The organism is Luteolibacter luteus, from assembly GCF_012913485.1.
Classification (GTDB): Bacteria; Verrucomicrobiota; Verrucomicrobiia; order Verrucomicrobiales; family Akkermansiaceae; genus Haloferula; species Haloferula lutea.
The window spans coordinates 894378-919056 of sequence record NZ_CP051774.1 but is presented as its reverse complement, the minus strand read 5'-3'; the positions used below and the strand labels follow the sequence as shown (position 1 = coordinate 919056).

General features: G+C 60.9%; 21 protein-coding genes. 12 read left to right on the top strand and 9 right to left on the bottom strand.

Translation table 11 applies throughout. From position 1 onward, the window contains the following. Positions 1 to 5 precede the first annotated feature (5 nt). The gene (locus tag HHL09_RS03620; protein WP_169453124.1) at positions 6 to 1310 is read left to right on the top strand and encodes a DUF1552 domain-containing protein; all 1305 of its coding nucleotides are present in this window, start codon (positions 6 to 8) and stop codon (positions 1308 to 1310) included. A gap of 6 nt (positions 1311 to 1316) precedes the next feature. On the opposite strand, the gene HHL09_RS03615 is transcribed toward HHL09_RS03620, so the two are convergent. After that, a complete protein-coding gene (locus HHL09_RS03615) occupies positions 1317 to 1835 on the bottom strand; it encodes a 6,7-dimethyl-8-ribityllumazine synthase (protein ID WP_169453123.1) in 519 nt (172 codons plus the stop codon). 3 nt (positions 1836 to 1838) lie between these two features. Here HHL09_RS03615 and HHL09_RS03610 point away from each other — a divergent pair, with 3 nt between their 5' ends. Further along, the gene (locus HHL09_RS03610) at positions 1839 to 3149 is read left to right on the top strand and encodes a S41 family peptidase (RefSeq protein WP_169453122.1); all 1311 of its coding nucleotides are present in this window, start codon (positions 1839 to 1841) and stop codon (positions 3147 to 3149) included. Positions 3150 to 3215: 66 nt separating this feature from the next. Here the strand turns inward: HHL09_RS03610 and HHL09_RS03605 are convergent, their stop codons facing one another. Continuing rightward, positions 3216 to 5441 (bottom strand): NADP-dependent isocitrate dehydrogenase, encoded by a 2226-nt coding sequence (locus HHL09_RS03605; protein ID WP_169453121.1) that lies wholly within the window; start codon positions 5439 to 5441, stop codon positions 3216 to 3218. A 216-nt stretch (positions 5442 to 5657) separates the two neighbouring features. Here HHL09_RS03605 and HHL09_RS26365 point away from each other — a divergent pair, with 216 nt between their 5' ends. Beyond that, positions 5658 to 6557, top strand: a complete 900-nt coding sequence (locus HHL09_RS26365; protein ID WP_205760972.1) for an SRPBCC family protein — start codon at positions 5658 to 5660, stop codon at positions 6555 to 6557. Positions 6558 to 6672: 115 nt separating this feature from the next. Next, entirely contained in the window at positions 6673 to 9063 is a 2391-nt protein-coding gene (locus HHL09_RS03595; RefSeq protein ID WP_169453120.1) for a lectin-like domain-containing protein, read from the top strand. An 83-nt stretch (positions 9064 to 9146) separates the two neighbouring features. On the opposite strand, the gene HHL09_RS03590 is transcribed toward HHL09_RS03595, so the two are convergent. Together HHL09_RS03590 and HHL09_RS03585 are read right to left on the bottom strand one after the other, a co-directional pair. Beyond that, positions 9147 to 10070, bottom strand: a complete 924-nt coding sequence (locus HHL09_RS03590; protein WP_169453119.1) for a dioxygenase family protein — start codon at positions 10068 to 10070, stop codon at positions 9147 to 9149. Positions 10071 to 10585: 515 nt separating this feature from the next. Further along, positions 10586 to 11422, bottom strand: coding sequence for a dioxygenase family protein (locus HHL09_RS03585; protein ID WP_169453118.1), 837 nt, complete (start codon positions 11420 to 11422; stop codon positions 10586 to 10588). Between the two features lie 153 nt (positions 11423 to 11575). On the opposite strand from HHL09_RS03585, the gene HHL09_RS03580 reads away from it, so the two are divergent. Both HHL09_RS03580 and HHL09_RS26635 read left to right on the top strand, forming a co-directional pair. Continuing rightward, positions 11576 to 12226, top strand: coding sequence for a response regulator (locus HHL09_RS03580; RefSeq protein ID WP_169453117.1), 651 nt, complete (start codon positions 11576 to 11578; stop codon positions 12224 to 12226). 7 nt (positions 12227 to 12233) lie between these two features. Next, positions 12234 to 13886 carry a sensor histidine kinase gene (locus tag HHL09_RS26635; RefSeq protein WP_169453116.1) on the top strand — a complete coding sequence of 551 codons (1653 nt, stop codon included), beginning with the start codon at positions 12234 to 12236 and terminating at the stop codon, positions 13884 to 13886. 45 nt (positions 13887 to 13931) lie between these two features. On the opposite strand, the gene HHL09_RS03570 is transcribed toward HHL09_RS26635, so the two are convergent. From HHL09_RS03570 to HHL09_RS03555, 4 genes are all read right to left on the bottom strand, one after another. Further along, the gene (locus HHL09_RS03570) at positions 13932 to 14885 is read right to left on the bottom strand and encodes an ROK family protein (RefSeq protein WP_169453115.1); all 954 of its coding nucleotides are present in this window, start codon (positions 14883 to 14885) and stop codon (positions 13932 to 13934) included. A gap of 59 nt (positions 14886 to 14944) precedes the next feature. After that, positions 14945 to 15682 (bottom strand): type III pantothenate kinase, encoded by a 738-nt coding sequence (locus HHL09_RS03565; protein WP_169453114.1) that lies wholly within the window; start codon positions 15680 to 15682, stop codon positions 14945 to 14947. Between the two features lie 7 nt (positions 15683 to 15689). After that, positions 15690 to 16133: a hypothetical protein gene (locus HHL09_RS03560; RefSeq protein WP_169453113.1), complete on the bottom strand. Its 444-nt coding sequence runs from the start codon at positions 16131 to 16133 to the stop codon at positions 15690 to 15692. Positions 16134 to 16293: 160 nt separating this feature from the next. Beyond that, positions 16294 to 17778: an ammonium transporter gene (locus HHL09_RS03555; RefSeq protein ID WP_205760971.1), complete on the bottom strand. Its 1485-nt coding sequence runs from the start codon at positions 17776 to 17778 to the stop codon at positions 16294 to 16296. A gap of 712 nt (positions 17779 to 18490) precedes the next feature. Here HHL09_RS03555 and HHL09_RS03550 point away from each other — a divergent pair. From HHL09_RS03550 to HHL09_RS03540, 3 genes are all read left to right on the top strand, one after another. Further along, positions 18491 to 19315, top strand: a complete 825-nt coding sequence (locus tag HHL09_RS03550) for a TorF family putative porin (RefSeq protein WP_169453112.1) — start codon at positions 18491 to 18493, stop codon at positions 19313 to 19315. 110 nt (positions 19316 to 19425) lie between these two features. After that, the gene (locus HHL09_RS03545; protein WP_169453111.1) at positions 19426 to 19692 is read left to right on the top strand and encodes a hypothetical protein; all 267 of its coding nucleotides are present in this window, start codon (positions 19426 to 19428) and stop codon (positions 19690 to 19692) included. A 353-nt stretch (positions 19693 to 20045) separates the two neighbouring features. Continuing rightward, positions 20046 to 20858, top strand: a complete 813-nt coding sequence (locus HHL09_RS03540; protein WP_169453110.1) for a hypothetical protein — start codon at positions 20046 to 20048, stop codon at positions 20856 to 20858. Between the two features lie 25 nt (positions 20859 to 20883). On the opposite strand, the gene HHL09_RS03535 is transcribed toward HHL09_RS03540, so the two are convergent. Next, a complete protein-coding gene (locus HHL09_RS03535; protein WP_169453109.1) occupies positions 20884 to 21762 on the bottom strand; it encodes a helix-turn-helix transcriptional regulator in 879 nt (292 codons plus the stop codon). A 132-nt stretch (positions 21763 to 21894) separates the two neighbouring features. Here HHL09_RS03535 and HHL09_RS03530 point away from each other — a divergent pair, with 132 nt between their 5' ends. From HHL09_RS03530 to HHL09_RS03520, 3 genes are all read left to right on the top strand, one after another. Further along, positions 21895 to 22764: a phosphoenolpyruvate hydrolase family protein gene (locus HHL09_RS03530; protein WP_169453108.1), complete on the top strand. Its 870-nt coding sequence runs from the start codon at positions 21895 to 21897 to the stop codon at positions 22762 to 22764. 323 nt (positions 22765 to 23087) lie between these two features. Beyond that, complete coding sequence (locus HHL09_RS03525) at positions 23088 to 24305, top strand: Tm-1-like ATP-binding domain-containing protein (protein ID WP_169453107.1); 1218 nt, start codon at positions 23088 to 23090, stop codon at positions 24303 to 24305. A gap of 47 nt (positions 24306 to 24352) precedes the next feature. After that, positions 24353 to 24649, top strand: coding sequence for a Dabb family protein (locus HHL09_RS03520; protein ID WP_169453106.1), 297 nt, complete (start codon positions 24353 to 24355; stop codon positions 24647 to 24649). The last annotated feature ends 30 nt before the right edge of the window (positions 24650 to 24679 follow it).

Sequence of the window (24679 nt, the reverse complement as noted above, 5' to 3'; positions counted from 1 at the left end):
TAACCATGACTCCGCATCGACTGAACCGCCGTAGTTTCCTCCGTGGAGCTGGAGTCACGATGGCCCTGCCATGGATGGAATCCATGACGGTCTGGGGCGATGAGCCGAAAGGCCGCGAGCCGGGTAGCGAGGCTCCCTTGCGTCTGGCCGTTCTCTTTGCCGGAAATGGCTTCCACTCCCGCGAATGGTGGGCGAAGGGCGAGGGTAAATCGATGGAACTCGGCAAGGTGTTGGAGCCGGTGCATGATTTCCGCGAGAGAATGCTCTTCATTCGCGGCCTCTACAATGCGGAGGCTCTGAAGGGAAACATCCATAGCTCGCAGACGGGAAACTTGCTATCCGGTGCTCCTCTGGCATCGGGCGGCGAGATCCGGTCCTCTACCAGCGTGGACCAATTGCTCGCGCAGCATTACGGACGCGAGACCAAGGTGCCGAGCCTGGTGCTGGGTTGCGAGAAGTCGAACCCCTCCGTCCACAAGAATTACTCGATGCTCTACAGCTCCCACATCTCGTGGAGCTCGCCGACGACGCCGACACCGCTCGAGGTGTATCCGGCCTTGGCCTTCGATCACCTCTTCAAGGACACCGGAAGCCGCGGAGACCGCAGCGTGCTGGATGCCGTGATGGAGGACGCGAAAGACGTGCGTCGGGAAATCAGCGGACGGGACCGCCAGAAGCTGGACGAGTATCTGGACTCGGTTCGCGAAGTGGAGCGCCGCATCGAGAACGCGGGGAAGCGCAATGAACTGCAAGGATGGCGGCCGACCTTGTCTGCACCGAATATCCCGCGTCCTCCGGATGGCATCCCTCAGGACATCGCCGAGCACATGCGGCTGATGTGCGATATCCTCGTGCTCGCCTTCCAGACGGACACCACCCGCATCTGCACGCTAAAGCTGAACAACGACCACTCCGCGCTGCGCTTCCCGAATCTCGGGGTGGACTACATGATCCACCACTTGCTTTCACACACGGACACAGACGATTGGCTGAAGGTGAATCAATTCTTCACCGATCAACTCGCCTACGTGGCGCGGAAGCTGGATGCGATCCAGGAAGGCGAACGGACCGCCTTGGACAATTCGATGATCCTATTCTGCTCCTCCATGTTGAATGGAAATCACGATGCCAGCCAGCTACCCATTGTAATGCTCGGCGGTGGTGGCGGCAGTATCCATGGCGGGAGGGTGCTGGATTACCTGAAGGATTCCCAGCGCCAGATGTGCCGCTTGCACCTCTCCATCATGGACAAGATGGGGCTTAAGCTCGCGGCCTTTGGCGATGCGACTTCAAAGCTGGAGGAAGTCTGAAACTCCTCAGGCCTTCGCCTTTGCGAGGACATCGAGCATCTTCAGGCAGGCATTGCCGACCTCGCGGCCTTTGATGGCAAGGTGATCCCGGAAGAAGGAAAGGCGCTCCTCGCTTTCATCGAAATGCTGCGGCGTGAGCACGCAGGAAAAGACTGGCACCCCGGTGTCCAGTTGCACGCGCATCATCCCGGAGATCACGGCATCTGCGACAAACTCGTGGCGGTAGATCCCACCATCGACGATCAGGCCGATCGCGATCACCGCGTCGTATTTGCCGGTCTTCGCCAAGGTTTGGGCGAGCAGGGGAATCTCCAACGCACCGGGGACGGTGAAGTCCGTGGTGGTCGCGGTGCTGCCGATGGCTTCCTTGCAGGAACCGGCGGCGATGGCGAGAAGATCGGCATGCCACGTTGCGGAGATCAGGGCGATGTTCATGGGCAGAGCGAAGTGCGGAGCGGAGGGTGAGTCAAGCGGTGGATGTCCAAGTATCTTCTGGTCTATTTCACGGGACCGGCTCAATTGCATAGCATGAGAACCAAGCTTCCCGGTTTCGGTTTCATAATGGCGGCTGTGACTTGGCTGTCATGCCTCGTTCCGTTGGCGGCAGAGAATAAATCAGACGTCTACGCGAAGGATGTGGACTTCATGCTCGCGGAATTGCCGAAGAAAGCAGGGCACTTCTTCCAGACGAAGCATATCGATTGGAAGAAGGTGAGTGCCGAGTTCAAGGCGGCGGTGAAGAAGGTGAAGTCAGACGAGGATCACCTGAAGCTCTGTAATCGGCTCGTAGCGCGCCTGAAGGACGGCCATGCCGGCTTGGTCGATCCCACGGTAAAGTATCCGGATGAGTCGAAAGGCCGGCGCTTCACTGGCCCCCGGGTGCATCTCGTGATCATCGGAGAGAAGGTGTATGTTCGCACGGCCTTTGGCGATGCCGAGGCAGCGGGCGTGAAGGCCGGGATGGAAGTGGTGAAGATCGATGGGAAGCCGGCCATGGAATACTTGAAGGCCGCTAGTGATCGCCTCTGCGACGAGCGGGGCTATGGCACTGACCACGCGGCCATGTACTATGCCTGCCATACCGGGCTGGCGGATTGGGAAGGAGAGGAAATCGAATTCCAACTGCTGGATGGCAAGAAGCGGGAGACCGTGAAAATCGTGCGCCGCGGCGGACCGAATTTTGTGCCAATCGGTCCGGTGTTTCCCCCGAAGAACGTGAAGACGATCGGGCGGCAGATGTATGGGAAGACGGAAGGCGGAATGGCCTACATACAGCTCCGGGACGTGCCGGGGGAACTCCCGGAGCAGCTGGATGTCATGCTTAAGGAGATTGGCGACGCGCCCGGCTTGATCTTGGATTGCCGCGCGAATGGCGGCGGTGGCTGCGATCACGACGCGGTCTTCGGGCGTTTCGTGCCGGGTGGGGAGAAGTGGCGGCAATACCAGAGTGCCGGGCCCAATCCCTATGCGGGACCGATGGTCGTCATCGTGGATGCCGGGGTGAGGTCGGCCGGAGAGACGGTGGCCGGGCAATTCAAGGAGGATGGACGTGCGTGGATGATCGGGGACACGCCGACGGCAGGCATGTCGTCATCGAAGGACCGTCTGGAAGTTCCAAGCGGCATGTTCAAGGTCTACTACGCCGTGGCAAGCAACAAGGGACGCTTCAACGGAGGGAAGGGGATCGAGGGAATCGGAGTGCCACCGAATGAAGTGACGCCTTATGATCCGGAAGATTTGCGGAAGGGCATCGATACCCAGATCCGGAAGGCGGAGGAGATTTTGAAGAGAGGGCTGCCCGCAGGGAAGGTGGCGTATCAGCCGAAGAAGGGAGGGTGATACTGGATGCAAAAAAAATCCCGGCAACGACCAGCGCTGCCGGGATTTCCGTGAGATAATCGGAACTTAGATCGAAGCGAGGATCTCGTTCAGCGTGGCGCTAGGACGCAGGGCCGCGGAAGCCTTCTCGTCATCCGGTTGGTAGTAGCCGCCGATGTCCACTTTCTTGCCCTGCACGGCAAGCTGCTCTTCCACGATCTTGGCTTCGTTCTCAGCGAGCTTCCCGGCGATCGGAGCAAAGATGGCCTTCAGCTCGGCGTCGTCGTTTTGAGCCGCAAGCGCCTCCGCCCAGTAGAGCGCGAGGTAGAAGTGCGAGCCGCGGTTGTCGATCGTGCCGAGCTTGCGGCCCGGTGAGCGGTCGTTCTCCAGGAACTTGCCGTTCGCAGCATCCAGCGTATCGGCGAGGACCTTTGCCTTCGCGTGCTTCTGCGTTTCCGCGAGATGTTCGAAAGAAGCGGCCAGCGCGAAGAACTCACCAAGGGAATCCCAGCGCAGGTAGTTTTCTTCGACGAACTGCTCGACATGCTTCGGCGCGGAACCACCGGCCCCGGTTTCGAAGAGACCGCCACCATTCATCAGCGGGACGATCGAGAGCATCTTTGCGGAGGTGCCAACTTCGAGGATCGGGAAGAGGTCGGTCAGGTAGTCGCGCAGCACGTTACCAGTGACGGAGATCGTGTCTTCGCCCTTGGCAATGCGCTCGAGGCTGAACTTGCAAGCTTCGGCGGGAGCCAGGATCTGGATGTCGAGTCCGGCGGTGTCGTGATCCTTCAGATACTTCTCCACCTTCGCGATGATCTGCGAGTCATGCGCGCGGTTCTTATCGAGCCAGAAGACAGCCGGGGACCCCGTCGCGCGGGCGCGATTCACGGCAAGCTTCACCCAATCTTGGACCGGGGCGTCCTTGGTCTGGCAGGCGCGCCAGATGTCGCCGGCTTCCACGGCGTGCTCCAGCAGCACCGTGCCGTTGGAGTCGGTCACCTTGATCGTGCCCTTGGCAGGAACTTCAAAGGTCTTGTTGTGCGAGCCATACTCCTCTGCAGCCTGCGCCATGAGTCCCACGTTCGGCACGGAGCCCATGGTCTTCGGATCGAGAGCTCCGTTCGCCCTGCAGAAATCGAGCACGGCCTGATAGATGCCGGCGTAGGAGCTATCCGGGATCACCGCCAGGGTGTCCTGCGTCTTGCCAGCCTGATCCCACATCTTGCCACCGGCGCGGATCATGGCCGGCATGGAAGCGTCCACGATCACATCGGACGGCACGTGCAGGTTGGTGATCCCCTTGTCGGAGTTCACCATCGCGAGGGCCGGGCCGCTGGCGTAGGCGGCCTGGATGTCCGCTTCGATCTCCGCCTTCTTGTCGGCCGGAAGCGATTGGATCTTGGCGACGAGATCGCCGAAGCCGTTGCGGAAATCCACATTCAGCTCCTTCAGCGTCGCGGCGTGCTTGGCGATGAGATCCTTGAAGAAAACCTCCACCGCGTGGCCAAAGATGATCGGGTCGGAGACCTTCATCATCGTCGCCTTCATGTGAAGCGAGAAGAGCACCTTGTCGGCCTTCGCCTGAGCGATCTGGCCTGTCAGGAAACTCACCAGTGCCTCCTTGCTCATGAAGGTGGCATCCAGGATTTCACCGGCCTTCAGCGGGGTGCTTTCCTTGAGCACCTTCACCGAGCCATCGGCACCCGTGAATTCGATCTTCACGTCGGTGGCTTCGGAGACGGTCACCGACTTCTCGTTTGAGAAGAAGTCGTTCTTGCCCATGGTGCCCACGGAGGTCTTCGAGTCGCCGCTCCAGGCACCCATCGAATGCGGGTGCTTGCGGGCGTAGTCCTTCACGGCTTTCGGCGCGCGGCGGTCGGAGTTACCCTCGCGCAGCACCGGGTTCACGGCGGAGCCCTTCACCTTGTCATAGCGGGCACGGGCATCCTTTTCCTGCTCGGTCTGAGGATTCTCCGGGTAGTCCGGCAGGGGGTAGCCCTTCTTCTGGAGTTCCGCGATCGCTTCCTTGAGCTGCGGCACAGAGGCCGAAATGTTCGGCAGCTTGATGATGTTCGCGTCCGGCTTGAGCGTCAGTGCCCCCAGCTCGGCCAGGTGGTCAGCGATCTTCAGGTTATCCGGTAGCAGGTCCGGGAACTGGGAAATGATCCGCCCGGCCAAGGAAATATCCCGGGTTTCCACCGCGATGCCGGTGGGCTTGGTAAAAGCCTGGATGATGGGGAGGAGCGAATAGGTCGCGAGCGCGGGCGCTTCGTCGGTCTTCGTGTAAATGATGGTGGGCACCTCTGGCATGGACGTGTCGGTCTTTTTGACCGGCCTTCGACTAGGGAAATCCCCCCCCGGGGTCAATCCCCGTCGGGCAGATGGCGGATGGTTCCTTTGGAGTAAAATCGGTCATCGCCGGTTGCATGTCCTCTCTCCGGTGCTTGGTTCGTCGGGTTTTTGGGCAGCACTGCCAAAATGCCCGTAAAACAAACATTTTAATTAGACTGTAACAAACGCCCTGCAATGACGCCTGATTCCACCCCCGTTGCCTGTTCCCTTGATCGTGAGTTTCCTTTTCCTGCTGACCAAGTTTTCGATGCTTGGACCGACGCCTCGCTTCTTGCCCGCTGGTGGGGACCAGAGGACTTCAAAACCTCCGTCTGCGAATTCGAAGCTAGGCCGGGAGGTGGAATCCGGATCGATCTGCGCGCGCCGGATGGCGTCGTCTATCCGATGACCGGTGCGGTTGAGGAAATCGAGGTCCCGGGAAGGCTGGTGTTTACCAGCGCCGCTCTGGATGACACGGGCAGAGCGATGCTCAAGTTGCGGACGACGGTGGAATGCACCGCTCATGGCAGCAGGACCTCCCTATCCCTGCGTGTGCACGTGATCGAGAAGACCTCCGCTGCAGCGCGTCTTCTCGCAGGGATGGAGGCAGGCTGGTCCCTTAGCTTCGTGCGGCTGGAGGCCTTGCTCCGGGATCTCCGGGAGATTGTCACCTCGCGGGTGTTTCCAGCACCTCGGGCGGTCTTGTTCGAGGCTTTCAGGAATCCCCAGCAACTCGTCAGCTGGTGGGGGCCTAAGGGATTTCGGAATACCTTTGATGTCTTCGAACCGAAGTCCGGGGGACGATGGCGCTTCACCATGCATGGACCGAACGGGACCTGCTATCCGAATGAGAAGGACTTCATCGCAGTGGTCCCGGAGGAGCGCATTGTCTTCAAGCACATCGATCCCGTGCATGGCTTTCGGATGACGATGATTTATCAGGATGAAGCAGGAGGAACCCGGCTGACCTGGCGGATGAGGTTTGAATCCGAGGAGCAGTCGGCAAAGATGGCGGATCTTATTGCCGAGAAGAACGAGGAAAACTTCGACCGCTTGGAAGAGCACCTGATGCATTCCGGGATGCTGGCGGGGTGAACCATCCATGCTTTTGCGGGCCGACTTGAAAAATATTTCAACTAAGACTAAACCATTAGCCTTGGGGTAGGCGTTTGGAGGTGGCGGGAAAGCCCAAGTCCCGTTTTTCAAACCCATGAAAACCCAAAATATACCCCTGTGGGGGAGGGGGGCGTTTGCCCTCATCCTCACGGCTGCCACAGCTACTTCGCTGGAAGCAGCCGAAAAGACACACCGCTACTTCAAGTTCGAGCAGACCAAGTTGAGAGGGGCTGCCAACAGCATCCAGCTGGCGGAATTCCAGCTCAAGCTGGGAGCCACCGTCCTTCCCATGACGAGCGTCACGGTGACCAATCCAGGCGGCAACAGCCCGGGCGGTGAGCCTCCTGCGAACGTAAAGGATGGCAGCGTCGAGACCAAATGGCTCGACTTCAACAAGGAGGAGCTAGTCTTCGACTTCGGAAGCGCCGTCACCGTCGACGGATATAACTTCGCCACGGCGAATGACGCACCCGAGCGCGATCCGGTGAGCTGGCTCTTCTACGGCAGCGACGATGGAACCAACTGGATCCCTCTGGATGTGCGCGCAGACCAGGCCATCACCACGGTGCGGAAAACCTACGAGGTCGGCTGGATCATTCCGGAATCGATCGCACCCCAGATCACTGCGTTCAGCACGAGCAAGTTCGTGGCCATCAACGGATCGACAAACGTTACTGCGAATTGGACGACCCTTCTTGCCGATACCGTGACCCTTAGTGGTTATGGTACTGTGGCCGGTACGGGATCACAGGTCCTCACGCTGGCGAACAACACCGATACCCCGCTGACGCTGACCGCCACCAATTCCTTCGGAGCTCCGACAGTGACTACCACGGTGCGGACCGTGGCAGGGGGCTCGGCCACCTACCAGTATGTGCGCTTCACCCCGGTCAAGTTGCGCGACGACCAGAATGCCAACAGTATCCAGTTGGCAGAACTCTTCCTGAAAAACGGAGCCACGGTCTTGCCGGTCTTTGCAGCTTCCAACGAGGAAGGCGGGAACAGCCCGGGGGCCGAAGGTCCGGACAAGCTGATCGACAATAACCTCGATACGAAGTGGCTCGATTTTAGCAAGGGAGCGGTCGTTCTCGAATTTACGGAACCCACCACCTTCGACTCCTACGGCTTCGCAACCGCCAATGACGCCGAGGCTCGCGATCCAGTGCGCTGGATCCTTGAAGGGAGCGACGACCTGGAGAATTGGACGATGATCGATAACCTCACGGCCTTCGATGCTCCGATCACCTTGGCGCGCAAAACCTACATCCCGGACGTGCCTCTCCCGGGTGCTTCCTTGATTCCCTTCGCCACGATGAGCGGCGAAACAAAGGTGATCTCCGGGGAGCCGATGACGCTGGTATGGCGATCCGGCGGTGGTGTCACGGTGACCCTCAACGGAAATAGCGTTGCTGCTTCCGGCTCGATGGATGTCTCGCCCACGGCGGATACGACCTACACGCTCACCGTCACATCGGCGGGTGCGCTGGTGGCCACATCCTCGGTGGAGGTGGACGTGATTGACCCTGCCATCGATGAGATCGATTACGCCAACTTCGATGCGGCGGGCGACGAAATTGCCCTGCTTGGCCAATCGGAGATCCTCAATGACTTCGCGAATCGTCCGGCCCCGGGAGACTTCAAGCGTCTCCGGATCACCCCGGATGAGGGGAGCGTCACCGGTGCTGCCTGGTTCCGGAAGCGGCTGGATTTCTCGGAGGGCTTCGAGACGAACTTCGACCTGCATCTTGTAACCCTCACGACCACGAACAACGCGGGTGCCGATGGTATCGCCTTTGTCATTCACAACGACCCGCTGCGGACACAGGCCTTCCCGCCGGATACTCAGGAAAACGGCCTGCCTGCCAATGCGCTGAATATCACCTTTGATACTCACCAGAACGAAGCCGAGCCGAGTGCGGCGACGATCGAGGTGCGCGATGGGCAGAGCCTGTTGCAATCGGTGAATCTCGCGGACTTCCCTGAGATCACCCTTGGTGGCACACCTGAAGCCAAAGACCTCACCCGCACGGATGGCAATGTGGCTCCCTACAAGGTCCGCATTACCTACGTGCCTGGCGATCTGGACGTCTATTTCGAAGGCGTGCTGGTGATTGCCAACCTGGAGGTCAATCTCGCGGACGCCTTTGCCGTGAATGAGGAAGGTCTCGGATACGCCGGCTTCACGGCGCGCACGGGCGGCTTCTTCGAAGCGCACGACGTCACCCGTTGGAAGCTCGTGGAAGGCGTGCCGGTGGCACCGCCAGTTCTCACGTCCTACACGGTGACAGGAGGTGCCACGCCTTCCGCCACCTTGAACTGGAGCTCCAGCACCGCACGGACCTATCGCGTTACCACCTCGACCGACTTGGTCGACTGGTCGAACGTCCTCCAGAGCGGGATCGCGGGTCATGCCAGCGGCACGAACAGCATCTCCGTGTCCCTGCCGGTTGCGCAGAAGGTATTTGTCCGGGTTGAAGAAGAGTGAAGCTCCGCTTGCGGAGGTTCATCCGGTAAATCGCGGGGGAAGGCCGATTGGGGTGCCTTCCCCCGTTTCCGTTTCGACGACAATCACGGAGTGCCGGTATTCGCTCCGGGAACGCGGAAGGCGACCTTGTAGAAGCCTTTCAATGCTGCTGCCTCCACATAAATGGAGAGGCTCCCCTCGGCGCTGACCACCTGCTTGTGACGGTCGATCGCGCCGGTTTGGGTGAGGGAGAAGGGCAGCGCTGCCCATTCCAGATCGGCCATGGTGGGGTTGCCGTAAACCTCGTAGCAATATCCCGCATAAACGGGAAAGGTAAGCTTGTAGCGGATCGTGTTGTTAGGCCCGACTACCGGCTCGCCAGTGGCGACAAATCCTCCCGAACCTGGATAGGTCGGCTCCACCGGGGTATATCCGCTGACGAAGTCCCAGTTCGTATGGACCTCACCCGTGGTGGTTCCTTCCACGGGCAGAAAGTCGAGGAGAATGGACGCTTTCTGTGCGGCCGTCAGGCTCGCGAAAACGTTGTCATTCGCGTTCTGCGTTGTCCATTGCGTGCCATTGTTGGCATACGCCACCTCGTTCCAGCCGGTTTGCGTGCAGGAGCGCGTGCTGCGCCCGGGAAGGGTGACACCCCAGTGAAAATGCCGTGTCCTGCCCGTGTAGAGGCCTGCCTTGATGGTGCGGAAACGGAAGGAGCCGCTGGAGCCGGTGAGAAATTGGCCGAAGCCCGCGAAGTTCGCATCGCAGGCGGCATTGCGCCCGGTGCCGGTGGAGTAAACATAGTCACCCTCGTGATCGGCGTGCCAGCACTCGACCAAGGCATTCTTGACCGGTTCTCCATTGGCATCGAGTACCCGCCCCGTGATGTAGGTCACAATGCCGGCCGCGATATTCAGATTGTCGGAGAGTTGGACCAGGTCGTTGTCCTTGTCCAAGGGGATATCGTCCGCCAATGGATAGTAGGGGCCCTGCGTGACGATAGGGGACTGGGTAAGCGCTTCGGCCATGAAGCCGGGAAGCGTGAAGCCGCCGAAGCGGCGGCCATGCTTTTGAAGAAGCGGCGGCGGCTTACCGGGATGTAAACGGGCAAGGGTTTGGATCCGTTCATTTGATTTTCTGTTAGATTCCGGGTCCTGATTGGGAAGAGCGCCGGGAGGGGAAGGAGGTCCGCCTGCTCCTTCGCCGCTGGCAAACCCTTGCCACCAGCAAAGCGGACCTCCGTGTTCCTGATAAATCTTGTCGTGAAGGAATCGGGCCCGCCCGCTCCTCCGTCGCGGGCAAAGACGTTGCCAACAACCGGGCGGGCCCGTTTATCACTGAAAGGAAAGATGCATGCCCCGCTGTGCGGGGGTGGAGGCCCGTCTGCTCCTCCGTTGTTGGCAAAGCCGTTGCCAGCAACCAGACGGGCCTCCGTTATTACCTGAGAAAAGCGAAGCGATGGGGGGCAGGAGACCCGCCTGCTCCTCCGTCATTGGCAAAGACGTTGCCAACAACCAGGCGGGCCTCCCTTACCTGAGAAATCTTATCGTGGCGGTGGTGGCCGCTCGCCGGGCGGGGGAGGTGATCCGCCTGCTCCTCCGCCGGGGCGAACCATGCCCCGGCCAGGCGGACCACCGAAACCCCGGCTACCGGCCTTGCCGATGCCGCCAAGAAGCTTGTGATCATCTCCTTCTTCCAAGGTCCGTCCGATGATCAGGTCGAACTTGGCCGTCAGCTCCCCGAGCTTCGAGCCCGGGACAGGAAGGAAATCCACGAGGATCGTCTGGCGCGCCGCCGCATCGGCGATCTCGCCAAGCACATGGTCGCGGGCATTGTCGGCGTGCCCCTTGACCATCATCTGCGTGGTAAAGATACGCCGGCCGTTGCGGCTCACCGCAAAGTGGATGTGCGGTGCGCGGAACATCCCGTTCAGTTCGTAGGAGACCGGCTTGATCGTGCGGAATTGATAGCGTCCGGTGGAGTCTGTCTGATAACGTCCGTAACCTTGGAAATTCCCATCCTCACCGTTCGCATTGCGGCCGCGGCTGTGGATGTAGGACGACTTGCTATCGCATTGCCAAATTTCGATCGTGGCATTCCGGATCGGCTGGCCGGAGGCATCTATCACGGAGCCGCTGACCCAGGAGATCTCGCCGACCGCGGGAGTGATCGAATCATTGATGATGAGAAGATCGTTGTCCGTGTCCAAGGGCATCTTGTCCGGATAATAGGGGCCCTCCGTCATCTCCGGAGTGGCGATCCTGCCTTTCGACAATTCCTCGGCCATCAGACCCCGTGTGCCGAACAGAGCTGCTCCCAGCCCCATGCTCGCGAGGAAGCCGCGGCGGCTGGGACAAATGGGTTGGATCGGTCGGCTCATCGGGTTCGTTTCGATGGGCGCACCGTATCCCACAGTCGATTAAGCAAAGGTTAAGCATGAAAAAATCCCGGGTAATTTTGGTATCACACTTTCATGCTAGCTTAATGCGGGACGTGCTAGGCTACTCGCGGCCATGATGCGCCCCTTGCTAGGATGAGACTTCTGATCGTTGAGGATGAACCCCGGCTCCTGCGCACGCTTTCAAAGGCGTTGCGGGAGGAAGGCTATGCGGTCGATACCGCGGAGGAGGGGGAAGAAGGCGCCTCCAAGGCCCTCAGCTGCGATTATGATGCCGTAGTACTCGACGTGATGCTTCCCGGGATGGACGGATGGGAAATCCTCCGCCGCCTCCGGAATGAAAAGGCGACCCCCGTCCTCATGCTCACCGCACGAGATGCCACCACCGACCGGGTCAAGGGGCTCGATGGCGGCGCTGACGACTATCTGGTAAAGCCCTTCGAGCTGGACGAACTCTTCGCTCGGATCCGCGCCATCATCCGCCGCCACGCCGGACGATCCCATCCGAAGCTGGTCGTGGGCGACGTCGAGATCGACACCCGCGGACGCCGTGTCGAAATGGCGGGCAAGCCAGTCACTCTAACAGCCCGCGAGTATGCCATCGTGGAATACCTCGCACTCCACCGCGGCCAGGTGATCAGCCGCTCTCAACTCTACGAGCACCTCTTCGACGAAAACGAAGACACGCTTTCCAATCTCCTGGATGTCCATGTCCATGGCATCCGCCGCAAGCTTCGCGCCGATCTGATCGTGACGCGCAGGGGCGAAGGCTACCTCATCGAATGATCTCCCCATGCTGACCGATTCCATCCGCTGGCGCATGCAGCTATGGCTGGGCATCCTCTTGATTGGGATGCTCGTGGCCTTCGGTGCCACCTCCTGGCAGTTGGAAAAGGACGAGCGCATCCGCCGCCTCGACGATGAGCTGGCGAAGCGCTGCGCGGCATTGGGTGTTGGAGTGCGCACCGGTGGCGGACCGCCGGGTTGGCCCGCGGATCTCCCACCCGGCGGCCGGCCGGGCGGGCCGGGAGGACCTCCACCCGGTTTCGGGAAGGGCAGGGGCGGACCTGAGGGGGACCGCTTCGGGCCACCGCCGGATTTCGGTCCGGCTCGCGGCGCTCCCGTAGGCCCTCCTGGCGGAAAGGGTGGTCCGGGAGGTCCCCCGCCGGATTTCGCAAGGAGCGAGTTTCCCGAGGAGCGGGACGGTCCGCTACCAATTCCTCCGGACATGCCCCAGGACCGGGTGCCGGATGACGTGAAAGCCCTGTTCCCTGAAAAGGGCGCGGTCGCCCGCTTCTACTACAGCGTTTGGGTGAATCACGATCTCCGGCAGCAGAAATCGGCGCTCGCTCCCGAGTATGTCCCCATGCCCTCGCGGGAAGGACGCAGCACGCAGATGCAATTCCGCGACCGCGATGGCATGCGCGAAGCCTACCATTTCACCGAGCGTGGCGAATGCGTGCTGGCTGGCCGTCCGCTGCAATCCGATTTCGCCGCGATCCGGAATTCCGCCATGCGGCTTTCTCTAACAGGCCTGGTGGTTCTCGCGGTCGGCTTGGGCGGAGGTTGGGTGCTCACCAGCCGCTCTATCCGCCCCATCGAGCAGATTGCGGCGTCCGCCCGTCGCATCTCGGAAGGCGATCTCTCGGAACGCATTCCAGAAGGACGCCGGGGCAACGAACTGGGCCAATTGGCCATGGTGCTGAATTCCACCTTCGCCAAGCTGGAGGATAGCTTCATCCAGCAGAAACGATTCACCTCGGACGCCTCCCACGAACTCCGGACGCCGCTCACGGTCCTGATCACCGAGACGCAGGCCGCGCTTTCGAGGGAGCGCAGCGCAGGCGACTATCGTGAAGCGCTGGAAGGAAATCTCGAGACCGCCCGGGAGATGAAGAAACTCACCGAGGCTCTGTTAGAGCTGGCACGGCTGGATGCAGGCACGGACTCCGCGCGCGGCTTGCCTTTCGACCTGGCCGAGGTCGCTGGGAAGGTGACGAACAAACTCCGCACCTTGGCGGAGCAACGCTCCATCCGCTTGCTTCAAGACCTTCAGCCCGTCTCTGTCAATGGCAGCCCGGAGCGCCTTGGTCTGGTAATCTCCAATCTCACCGAGAACGCCATCTTCTATGGCAAGCGATTCGGCAATATCACGGTCTCGACCTGGGAGACGGATGAGAACGTCTTCCTGCGGGTCGCTGACGACGGACCAGGCATCGCACCCGAAGACCTGCCGCATCTCTTCGACCGCTTCTATCGCGCGGACAAATCCCGTACCGGCTCGCGAGGCCGCTATGGTCTCGGCCTCGCCATTTGCCGTGGCCTCGTGGAAGCGGAAGACGGCGTGATTTCCGTGGAGAGCGTGAAGGGCGAGGGCGCGGCCTTTACCGTGAAGCTGCCGAAGGCTACGGCCTCTCCCGGCGCGGGATTGGAAGGCAACTCATAGGACCCGGGGTCTGCCAGGTCCTATGAATCAAAGCGCTTGCGTCTCTCAAGGCTGCAGCACCACGCCGGCTTCCTCCAGTGCCAGCGCCGCGGCACCTACCATGCCTGCTTCGTTGCCGAAGCGCGCGGGAAGGATCATCAGGTGCTCCTTGAAGGGCGCGGAAAGCTGCGCGTAGAGGTGTGCCGTCAGCGGGTTGAAAAGGATATCGCCAGCTTTCGCCACACCGCCACCGATGATGATGGCCTGCGGATTGAGCAGCCAGCAGCAGTTCATGATCGCCGTGGCCAGCTTCGCCGCCACGCTGTCCCAGATCGCCAGCGCGATTTCATCGCCTCCCATCGCAGCCTTGGCGAGCGCGGCAGGGGAGCACTCCGCGAGGTGGCGCTCGATCCCGGCATCCAGATAGGTTTGGCGCGCGTCGGCCCCGATCTCGTTGTTCCCCACGTAGTCCTCCAGCGCACCAAGGTTGCCGTAAGCGCCGCGGCGGCCCTGCCAGTCGATCGACATCTGGCCGACCTCGCCGGCACCGAATTGGGCACCGCGGACCATCTTGCCGTTGCACACTACACCGCCGCCGACGCCGGTTCCCAGTGTCAGGGCCACCAGATGCTGCAGACCGCGGCCCGCGCCGCGTTTCCACTCGGCATAGGCCATGCAGTTCGCGTCGTTCTCGACCACCACCGGCAGACCGGTCGCCTCGCTCAGCTTCTTCTTGAGAGGGATGGCCACCCAGCCCGGGACGTTGGTGAGATTGTGGACGATACCTTTCTCGAAATGGACGAAGCCCGGCACCCCGACGCCCACGGCCTCGACCCGCGGGTGGCGTTCGCGCAGATCGCCGATCACGCGCAGCATCGCCTCGATCAGGGCGTCCGGCCCGTCGAAATCGGGCGTGGAGATCGGCGGGGCCTGATCGATGATATTGCTGCGGTACAGAACGCCGAATTTGACGGAGGTCCCGCCGAAATCGACACCGATAGAGAGAGGGGTATCAGGCATAGCTAGGTGACTACTGTGTATCCACTTCGAGCGGTCTTGGCACGTACTTTAGTGAAGATTCAGTGAAGATTTCGTATGGCGGCCAGCCGGAGGCCTTCCAGTGTTAGGTCCGTATCCACCGCGCCGATCTCCGGCAGGCCTCGCGCGATCAGCGCGGCGTCGCCACCGGTCGCTACGATCGCTGGAGTGCCGTCCATTTCAGCTTTCAGCCGCGTAATGATCTCCCGAACCAGGCCCCGGTAGCCGAAGACGGCTCCGGCTTGCATCGCCTCCACCGTCGACTTCCCGATGGCGGAGGCGGGTTCATCCAGTTCGATCTGCGGAAGCAGCGCTGTCCGGCGGCCGAGGTAGTCCTGCATGGCCCCCAGTCCCGGCGCGATCACCCCGCCGCAGTAGCTGGGACCGGCAGACACCACGTCGAAGGTCACGGCCGTGCCGAAATCAATCACGATCGCCGGAGCCCCGTGCCGCGCACTGACCCCGATCGCATTCGCCAGGCGGTCCGCACCAATCTGCTCCGGACGCGGATAATCGATCACCAGTCCCGTATCGCTCTGATAGGTGAGGGGATGTAGCGGACCCCGGGAAACCAGTACTTCGCGGAGGATCCGGGCCTTCTCCGGGACCACGGAACACAGCAGCGTGCCTTCGAACTCGAATCCCGCGAGCGTCTTCGCAAGGGATTCCGGAGAGATCTCAGCCGTAGCCAGCCATGCGCGTTGCGGGAGCAGGGTCTCCGCATCAGCCAGCGCGAATTTCGTGCGGGTATTCGAGTTGTCGACGAGAAGCCAGGCCATGGTGCGGCTACCAGTTGGAAGAGGTGAAATACCGGGGCGTGCCTTTATTCACTCCGGGAGTGCCGGATTGCTTGCGCACCAGCAGGGTCCCGTCATTCAGGCGGAGCCTGAGCGGGCCGGAGAAATCCGCCTCCTGCAGCCAGAAACGGAAGCCCAATGCATCAGTGCCGCTCTTCTCGTCGCCGCCCAGCGTGGTATCCGCCGGTTCGAGCTCGCGGCCATCGGCGGTGAGAAGAAGCACCGGCTTTGTTAGATCGTGGGAGACTTGGTCATTCCGCTCCAGGAAGAGATTCAGCCACAGGTAGGAATGATCCCGCTCCACCGCGGCGTGGACGATGTGGTAGCGCGCGGCGGGGTCCGGACTCCAGTCGTAGGGACGCAGCCATTGCCACGCGGCGAAAGCGACAGAAACCGCGAGCGCCAGGAGCAGGAGGAGAGTGCGTCGCTTCACTGCCGCAGGCATACCGGGCGGCAGTGCCCGCGCGCAAATGAAATCCTGTAAAGCAGGCGCTTCGACTCTCCCTCTGGTCACGGCCTTCTCTCCCTCCAAAAAAGGAAACGGGCGGACCCGTGAAGGTCCGCCCGCTGGAGCGAGATTGGTCGGGAGTCGATTAGTGCTCGTAGCCTGCTTCGCCGTGGTCGGCGAGGTCGAGGCCGGCGGTCTCGGTTTCGGCATCCGGACGGAGGCCGAGAACCACCTTCACGATCAGGGCGATCACCGCGGTGGCCACTACGCTCCACACGATCGTCAGGGCGACTGCCTTGAACTGGTTCATGAGCAGGCCTTCCTTGAGCGGTCCCACGACCGAGTTGACCTTCTCGTCGGCGAAGATGCCGGTCAGGATCGCACCCATGGTGCCGCCCACACCGTGCACGCCGAAGGTGTCCAGCGCGTCGTCATAGCCGAGCATCTTCTTCAGGTAAGCCACCGCGAGGAAGGGGACCACACCGGCGAGCACGCCCATGATGATGGAGGAAGTGGCACCCACGAAACCGGCAGCAGGGGTGATCACCACCAGGCCGGCCACGATGCCGGAGCAGAAACCGAGGACGCTCGGCTTGCCTTTGAAGATCCACTCGACCAAGGCCCATGCCAGGCCAGCGGTCCCGGCGCAGAGCGTGGTGGTGACGAAAGCGTTCGTAGCGATCGCATCGGCACCGAGGGCGGAGCCGGCATTGAAGCCATACCATCCGACCCAGAGCATGCCGGTGCCGACCATGCAGAGCACCATGCTGTGCGGAGCCATCGGCTCCCTGCCATAGTTGATGCGCTTGCCGAGGATCAGGCAGAGCACCAGGGCGCTCCAACCGGAGGTCATGTGAACCACGGTGCCGCCGGCGAAGTCGATCGCCTTGATCGCGGCATTCGGGTTCAGCGGACCGCACATCAGGCCGACGGTCGACCACACCATGTGGGCGAAGGGGAAGTAAACGGCGAACATCCAGAGGAGGATGAAGACCATGATCGAGATAAACTTCATGCGCTCGGCGATGGCACCCACGATCAGGGCGGGGGTGATGATCGCGAAGGTGAGCTGGAACATCGCCCACATGCCGTCCGAGATCCAGTAGTAGCCGGCACCGACAGCAGCCGGATCCACGCCCTTGAACATGGCGTTGCTCATGTCACCGATCAGGGCGCTCTTGGCATCCACACCGAAGGACAGGGAGTAACCGCAGAGCCACCAGAGCGGGGTGATCATGCACGCGCAGCCGAGACACTGGGCCAGCACCGACAACACGTTCTTCTTGCGGACCAGGCCGCCGTAGAAAAGGGCCAGACCAGGCAGGGTCATGAAAAGCACCAGCGCGGTGCTAACCATCTGCCAGGCATTGTGACCCGGGCCGGGGCCTTTCACGAGCGACTCGGCACCGCTGGTCTTTTCCGGACGGGCCACATTGTTCATGTAGGCCTCGATGTCGGCCAGGCGTTCTTCCACGGTTGGCGTGGCTGCCGCGGCAGCCGGTGCCTCCGCCGCCGGAGCGGGCGCAGGTGTTTCCTCCTGCGCGCGGGCACTCGGTGCCAGGGGCAGGACCATCATTGCTACGGCAGCAAACGCACAAGCGCCGCGTGCCAATCGTGTTTTCAGGCTCATGTCGACTCGGTTTCGGATGGATTGTTCAGCCGGGAATTTTTTCAGTCCTAACTGTTGAATCGCCGAAAAAGCAGATGGCGTGCCAGCGCTCCCCATCTGTGTTTCATCGTTGATGGTCAGATCGTTGCCTCCATGAAAGGCACGCAGAAGTCGTTTGAAGGCGACAAGCCGCGAAAACGTCACCTGAACCTTTCCCTCCGATCATTCGCTCCCCCCATCGAAAATCCGGGGAGACCTTTGAACGGGCGGCGTTTTGCACTGTCACAAGCAGTCCGGGCCGGTGCAGGTACGGGTCGGCGGCAGTCGGGGCTTCGGTCCGGGTTCCATCGCCCGGGGGAGCCTGCGCCGGCCTCTCTCGCGGGGGGCAGGGCAGAGGAAAAACGGTGAAGGAGGGGACGGCCAGCTCTAGCAGATTATCCTCCCGCCCGGAGCCACAATTTCAAGCAGTTCTGCAATCGAGCGTTTGCTAGAATGGGCCCCTTTTTCGGCCTTGCCAGACCGGAAAGGGGTCTCTAGTTAGACGCCCGGCCATCCACCCGGCCACGGTCTTTTAGCTGGACATTACTATCAGGGTTTCTTAATCACTTCCCCGATAGGCAGCGTCCGTTGTGCTCGAAAGCACGTGGTTCGCAAGATGCCAAACAGCCTCCTCGAAACTCGCAATCGCCTTGGTTCGCGGAGGTTTGCAGCAACCGAACAACCGAATACCAAGATGCGCAAACACACCAAATATGTCGGCGCCCTGGCCGCTGCCTCCGCCCTTGTGGCTGGCTACGCCTCGGCGGAACTTGAAGGGGAAGTCCACGTCGGTTACAGCGACATTTACGAGTTCCGCTTTGTGGACCTCGGCAGCGACCTCGTGGAAGCTGGTGTCGATCTGAACTACGAGATCGCCGAAGGCTTCGCTCTCAGCGGCGGCCTCTGGTATGGCTCCGTCAATGATTCCGGCTCTTCCTTCATCCTTCCTGGCGGTGGCCCGGGCGTCCCGGCAGCCGTCGTGGACAACAGCTTCAACGAGCTCGATCTCTACGCTGCTGTCAGCAAGGAAATCGGTCCCGTGACCCTTGAGCTTGGCTACATCTACTACACCTACATGGATTCGGACATCGCCGATACCCAGGAAGTGTACCTTGGTGCCAGCGTCGAAGTGGGCTGGGGCGTGACCGCTGGCGCGACCTACTACTACGATTTCGATCAACTCGATGGCTGGTACCTCCAGCCGGAGCTCAGCAAGAGCTTCGAGTTCAACGATTGCCTCAAGCTGAACCTCTCCACCGGCGTTGGCATTGCTGACGGTCACGGTGGCCAGGTTTCCGACAAGCTCGGTTCCGTCGGCACCGCCGATGGTTTCCAAGGCTGGTTCGTGAAGGCTGAGCTTCCCTGGGAATTCCGCGAAGGCTTCACCCTCGCTCCCTACGTGAAGTACGTCGATGCTGACAGCGACCTCGTCTCCGAGACCCCGGCTGTCGGTGGCACCGGTCTCCTCGGTGGCAACGATCACCTCGTCGCCGGTGTGAAGGTGTCCGTCGGCTTCTAAGCGGATCGGATCGATTCCATCGAATCAAACTTCAGGCGGCTGCGGAAACGCAGCCGCCTTTTTGCTGTTCCTTTGAATGTTTCTCCCCGAGTAGGCGGAATGAATGTCATATGTCCGATTATAATCCTGATTTATCTCATGAGGATATGGATCATGGTATGACTTGTTGGATTGGAATTTTGGATTTTGGAAGTGAGGTTTACAACGCTCAAACTGCTTCTGGGGTTAATCAAGAGCCGTTTCTTATGCATCGTGATCTAGGCGCTCAAGATGTTGTGAGCAATATTCATGTTTATTTGGTCCCGGCAACCGCTATTTCACTGGTGGAGCCGCAAGGCGATACCCTCAAAATTACCATTGAGCAGGGGGGGTGTTAGAGGTATTTCATTCCGCGATCCACGAGCTGTATTTGTATGTGCCGGTCGAAATGATTCTTCAAGTTCGACTAAAGTGGGGAGATTGATCGGGGTGGTTGCTCATGAGGTGGGTCATGTGATAGTGGGTCCTGGGTATCCAGATTCTTATCTCCCGCCTTTTTTGGTTCATCCTAGTCTTGTTGGTGTTGCCCCTCTAGAGGGAACCGATACAAAAGATCGACTTATGCACAGTGGGACTGGTTTTCCTGTTAGGGATCTAAAGGACTTCGGGAGACAACTTGTGAAGCCAGAGTGGGACGAAGCTGAGAAATGGTTCACTCAGGAGGTAGTTGCAGGTCGTATGCAATAGGCTCATGATTAAGCTAGGAACTGCTACCTTTGTGCTACTGCTTTTCGTCGGCTTGGCGCTCGGAGCGGAAGATTTGACGAAAGAATGGCGAGCGAACGCGGAACAGAAACTCGGCGAAGCTCGCTCCGACCCCTCGCAAGCCAATGTGATGGCAGCAGCAGCCTATCTAGCCGTTGCCGAGCGGGGGGAGGCCATGGAGCCGGATCACCGCGAAGTGGTGGCGGCAATCACTGAAACGATCCGATCGGTCAATGACTACCCGCGCCATTTTAATGACGAACTTTTGAATCTGCGAGAAGCCAATACGCGGCGCGAGTTAGGTGACTATAATTTCGCACGGCAGAGGGTGTTTTTTCAGATGCAGCAGTTTCGTGATGTCGTGATGCTGGAGCTGCTGATCGAACTTTTGGACGACTCCCAAGATTTCTTCGATCTTCCGGGCGGAGCAGATTTGTTAGGAAATGACACTTTAGCGGGTTCTGCGATCTGCGAGATGATCGAGGATCTTCCTTTGCCGCGCAATAAGTATGGATATTACACCCTTGATGTCGCCGCTCTTAAAGGATGGGGAAGAGATGTTCTGGATGGCTCTCGGAGCTTCCGTTTCAAAGGTGATCCCCGGAAGTTTACGATTCATGGGCCAGTCGAACCGCCTGCTCGCGTCGTCAAGGCGTCGCCTGTTCTCACAACCATCCCGAGAGAACCGACTCCGGCGGCGCCAAATCGCACTCCGGCCCTGATTCTCGCCATGGTTGTTCTGCTCGCGGCGGTAGCCGCCTTGCTGGCACCCCGAATCTGCAAGGCAAACCGCGGTTAGCTCAGTCTCGGCGCGCGACCTCCGGTCAGGGATTACCCTTCCGGTGCTCCGAAGGCCGCCAGCCGATCCACTGCTTGAACGTATTCGAGAACGTGAAAACGCTCTCATAGCCCACTGCCCGGGCGATCACCTCGATCTTGTCATCCGTGATGGACAGCAAGTGCCGCGCCCTCATCAGGCGCAGATGGGTAAGCTGCTGCATCGGCGTTCGTCCCAGCTCCTTGCGACAGACGCGGCGCAGGTGTTCCTCGCTCATGCATGCGATCGCGGCCAGCTCTCCAAGGCTCCATGGCCGGGCGAGGTCGGCTTCCGCGCGTTGCCAGACCCGCCACAGGCGGTCGTCGGACTGATGTGGCTGGGCGAAGCGCAGCACGTAGTGGTGGATCAGCTCGCTCCAATGATGCAGCGCCGAGGCTCCCTTCGCTGAGGACGCTTCCGCGTGCAGCCCCTCGATCGCAGCTTTCAGTGGCGCTGGATTGAAGGCACCGGTCACTGGCGAGAGCGCCGAAAGGATCGGTCTCGTTTCCCGGGATTCCTGGTAGCGCACCCATGCGAAGTTCCATGGCTTTCCCGGCAGGCATTTCAGGCCGTTTCTCACGAAGGGCGGCTGCAGGCAGGCTTGGCCCGCACGCAGCCGCTTCCACTCGCCATCGGCCAGCACCACGCCCTCGCCCGCGATGCAGGCCAGCAAGAAAGTCCCGCTCAGGTCGCTGCGGATGATCTCGAGCGCCGGCTGCGCCTCCATGATCCCGGCGTGGGAGATGTGATGCTGGGCCAGCAGCGGGCAGATCGGACCCTTTTGCAGCCAGTCCCGCGGGTCCCCGGAGTCGGCCCGCACCACCAGATAGCGCGTGCCTTTCCCCAGCACGTGGCGGTCTTTCGGGGCGGGATCGGCTTCTGGCATGGGGCGCTCCGGACACCATGGAAAAGCCGCGCCGGGCCGTCGAGGGTGGTGTGCAGGGAGGATAGGCGGATGTGCGGCTCCGGACACCTCGCGCGCTGGACGGGCTTGGGAACGTGGGACATACAATGCGGCATGCCGAACCCTTGGACCGGAAAAGGAAACCCCTACACGCGTGCTGAAGTTCTCGAACGCCTGCACGACACGCTCTCGAAAGGACAGCCGATCATCGCCGCAGGAGCCGGCACCGGGATCAGCGCCAAGTTCATCGAAAAGGGCGGAGCCGACCTCATCATCATCTACAATTCTGGCCGCTTCCGCATGGCCGGCCACGGCTCCACCGCAGGCCTCATGGCCTATGGCGATGCCAATGCCGTGGCGATGGAGATCGGGGAGTATGAAGTGCTCCCGATCGTCGAGGAGACGCCCGTGATCTGCGGCGTCCACGCCACCGACCCCCGCCGCCGCATGTGGCACTGGCTGGGCAAGGTGAAGGACATGGGCTTCAGCGGCGTGAACAATTTCCCGACCCATTGCATCATTGATGGCAAGTTCCGCCAGATCCTCGAGGAAACCGGGATGAGCGTGAAGAAGGAGTTCGAAATGGTGGCCCTCGCCCGCCGCATGGACCTCTTCAGCATCGTCTATGTCGATGCCCCGGAAGAAGCGAAGGCGATGGCGGAAGCCGGCGCGGATGTGATCATCGCGCACGTCGGTACCACCGTTGGCGGTTCGGTGGGCGTGGTGGATGCCACCATGTCCCTGCCAGAAGCGGCGAAGCGCACCCAGGCGATCATCGAGGCCGGACGCAGCGTGCGGGATGACGTTCTTTACCTCAGCCACGGCGGCCCGATCAACACGCCGGAGGATGCCGCTTACATCAACGAGCACACCGATGCCGTGGGTTTCGTGGGGGCCTCTTCGCTGGAGCGCATGGCCGTCGAGCAGTCGCTCACCGAGCTTACCCAGCAGTTCAAGTCCATCCCCGTGAAGCGGAAGCACTGAACGGATGACGGATGGGGGATCTCCGGCAGCGGAGATCCTGGATTCGTCTCCTTGGCAGTAGATCGTCACTCGGGATCCGCGTAGGAAGCTGTTGTGGTGAACTTCCCGACATTCTCGCCGATCTCGTTGCCGACAGGTGGGCGAAAAACCTGTCAACTGCCAATCCGCTGCGCTCCGGGAGGTCGCCTGTTAATTTTCATGTTTTAACAGGCGGAACAGGCTGGAAGATTCAGAGGTCCCCAACCTCGTCGCCCCTCTGGGGCAGCGTCGGAACCCGTTTGAAAAATAGCGCTTAAAAGTTAGTCACTCTTCCTCTCGATCCTATGTCCACCATCGCGGTTCTCGGTACCCTTGACTCGAAAGGCGAAGAGCATGCCTTTGTGGCAGACTTGATCCGTCAGCGCGGGCACCGGCCCCTTCTGATCGATGTCGGCAGCGGCGCTCCGCCGACAGTGGCACCGGACATCACGCGCGAGGAAGTGGCAGCTGCGGCCGGCCTCGATCTTGCGCCGCTGATTGCAAAGAAGGACCGCGGCGAGTGCGTCGTCGCGATGTCGAAGGCTGCTCCCGTGCTGCTCGCGAAGCTTGCGGCGGAAGGAAAAATCGATGGGGTGATTTCGCTCGGCGGCGGCGGTGGTACGGCTATCGGTACCGGGGCTATGCGCGCTCTGCCGCTCGGCTTTCCGAAGCTGATGGTTTCCACCCTGGCCAGCGGCAATACCGGCCCGTATCTCGGCACGAAGGACATCGTCATGATGCCGAGCATCGCCGATGTGGCCGGTCTGAACCGGCTCTCACGGGTCATCTTCTCGCGCGCCGCCGGTGCCATCTGCGGCATGGTCGAAGCCAACGTCGAAACCGCCGCCGCAAAGCCGCTGGTGGTGGCCAGCATGTTTGGCAATACGACCGCCTGCGTCACCGAGGCCAAGCGTATCTTGGAAGATGCGGGCTACGAGGTGCTCGTCTTCGCCGCGACCGGTGCGGGCGGGCGCTCCATGGAGGCACTCATTGAGAGCGGCATGGTGACTGGTGTGCTTGATCTCACCACCACCGAGTGGGCGGACGAACTGGTTGGCGGCGTATTGACTGCAGGGCCGGAGCGCATGGATGCTGCCGCGAAGGCTCGGGTGCCGGTGGTCGTCGCACCCGGTTGCCTGGACATGGTGAACTTCGGCGAAAAGGCCTCCGTGCCGGAGAAGTTCGCCAACCGGAATTTCTACATTCACAACCCCCAGGTAACGCTCATGCGCACCACCTCTGGGGAGTGCGCGCAGCTCGGCAAGATCATCGCGGACAAGGTGAATTCTTATGATTCTCCCGCGGTCGTGATGATCCCGCGGAAGGCGATCAGCGTGATCAGCGCGGCAGGCCAGCCTTTCCATGATGCCGCTGCAGATGAATCCTTGTTCACCGCCATCCGCGAGAACTCCCGGAAGCCTGTCGAAGAATTCGATCTGGAGATCAATGACCCCGCCTTCGCGAAAGCTTGCGCGGAACGCCTCCTCGCCCTGATGGGCGGGAGCCGTGTGGATCGGGAATAAACGCCCGAGGGTGTGCTTTGTCCGGCCTTCGCGTAGAAGGGGACATCATGGTCAGGCACTACGGAATGTTCCAATTCAAGGACGGCATCACTGCCATCCAGGTCGACGAATGCTTTTCTGAAATGAAGGGCATGATCGGGAAGATCCCCGGCCTCCTTTCCATGGAGCACGGCCCCTATGAGAGTGCCGAGGGCCTGAACGACGGCTTTACCCACGGCTTCATCATGAGCTTCGACAGCGCCCCCAGCCGGGACGCCTACTTGCCTCACCCGGAGCATGAGCGGGTGAAGGAAATCGTCGTTCCGCGCTTGGAGCGGGTGGTGGTCTTCGATTTTGAAGCCTGAGATCGGGCAAAACAGCCGCAATTTCCGGTG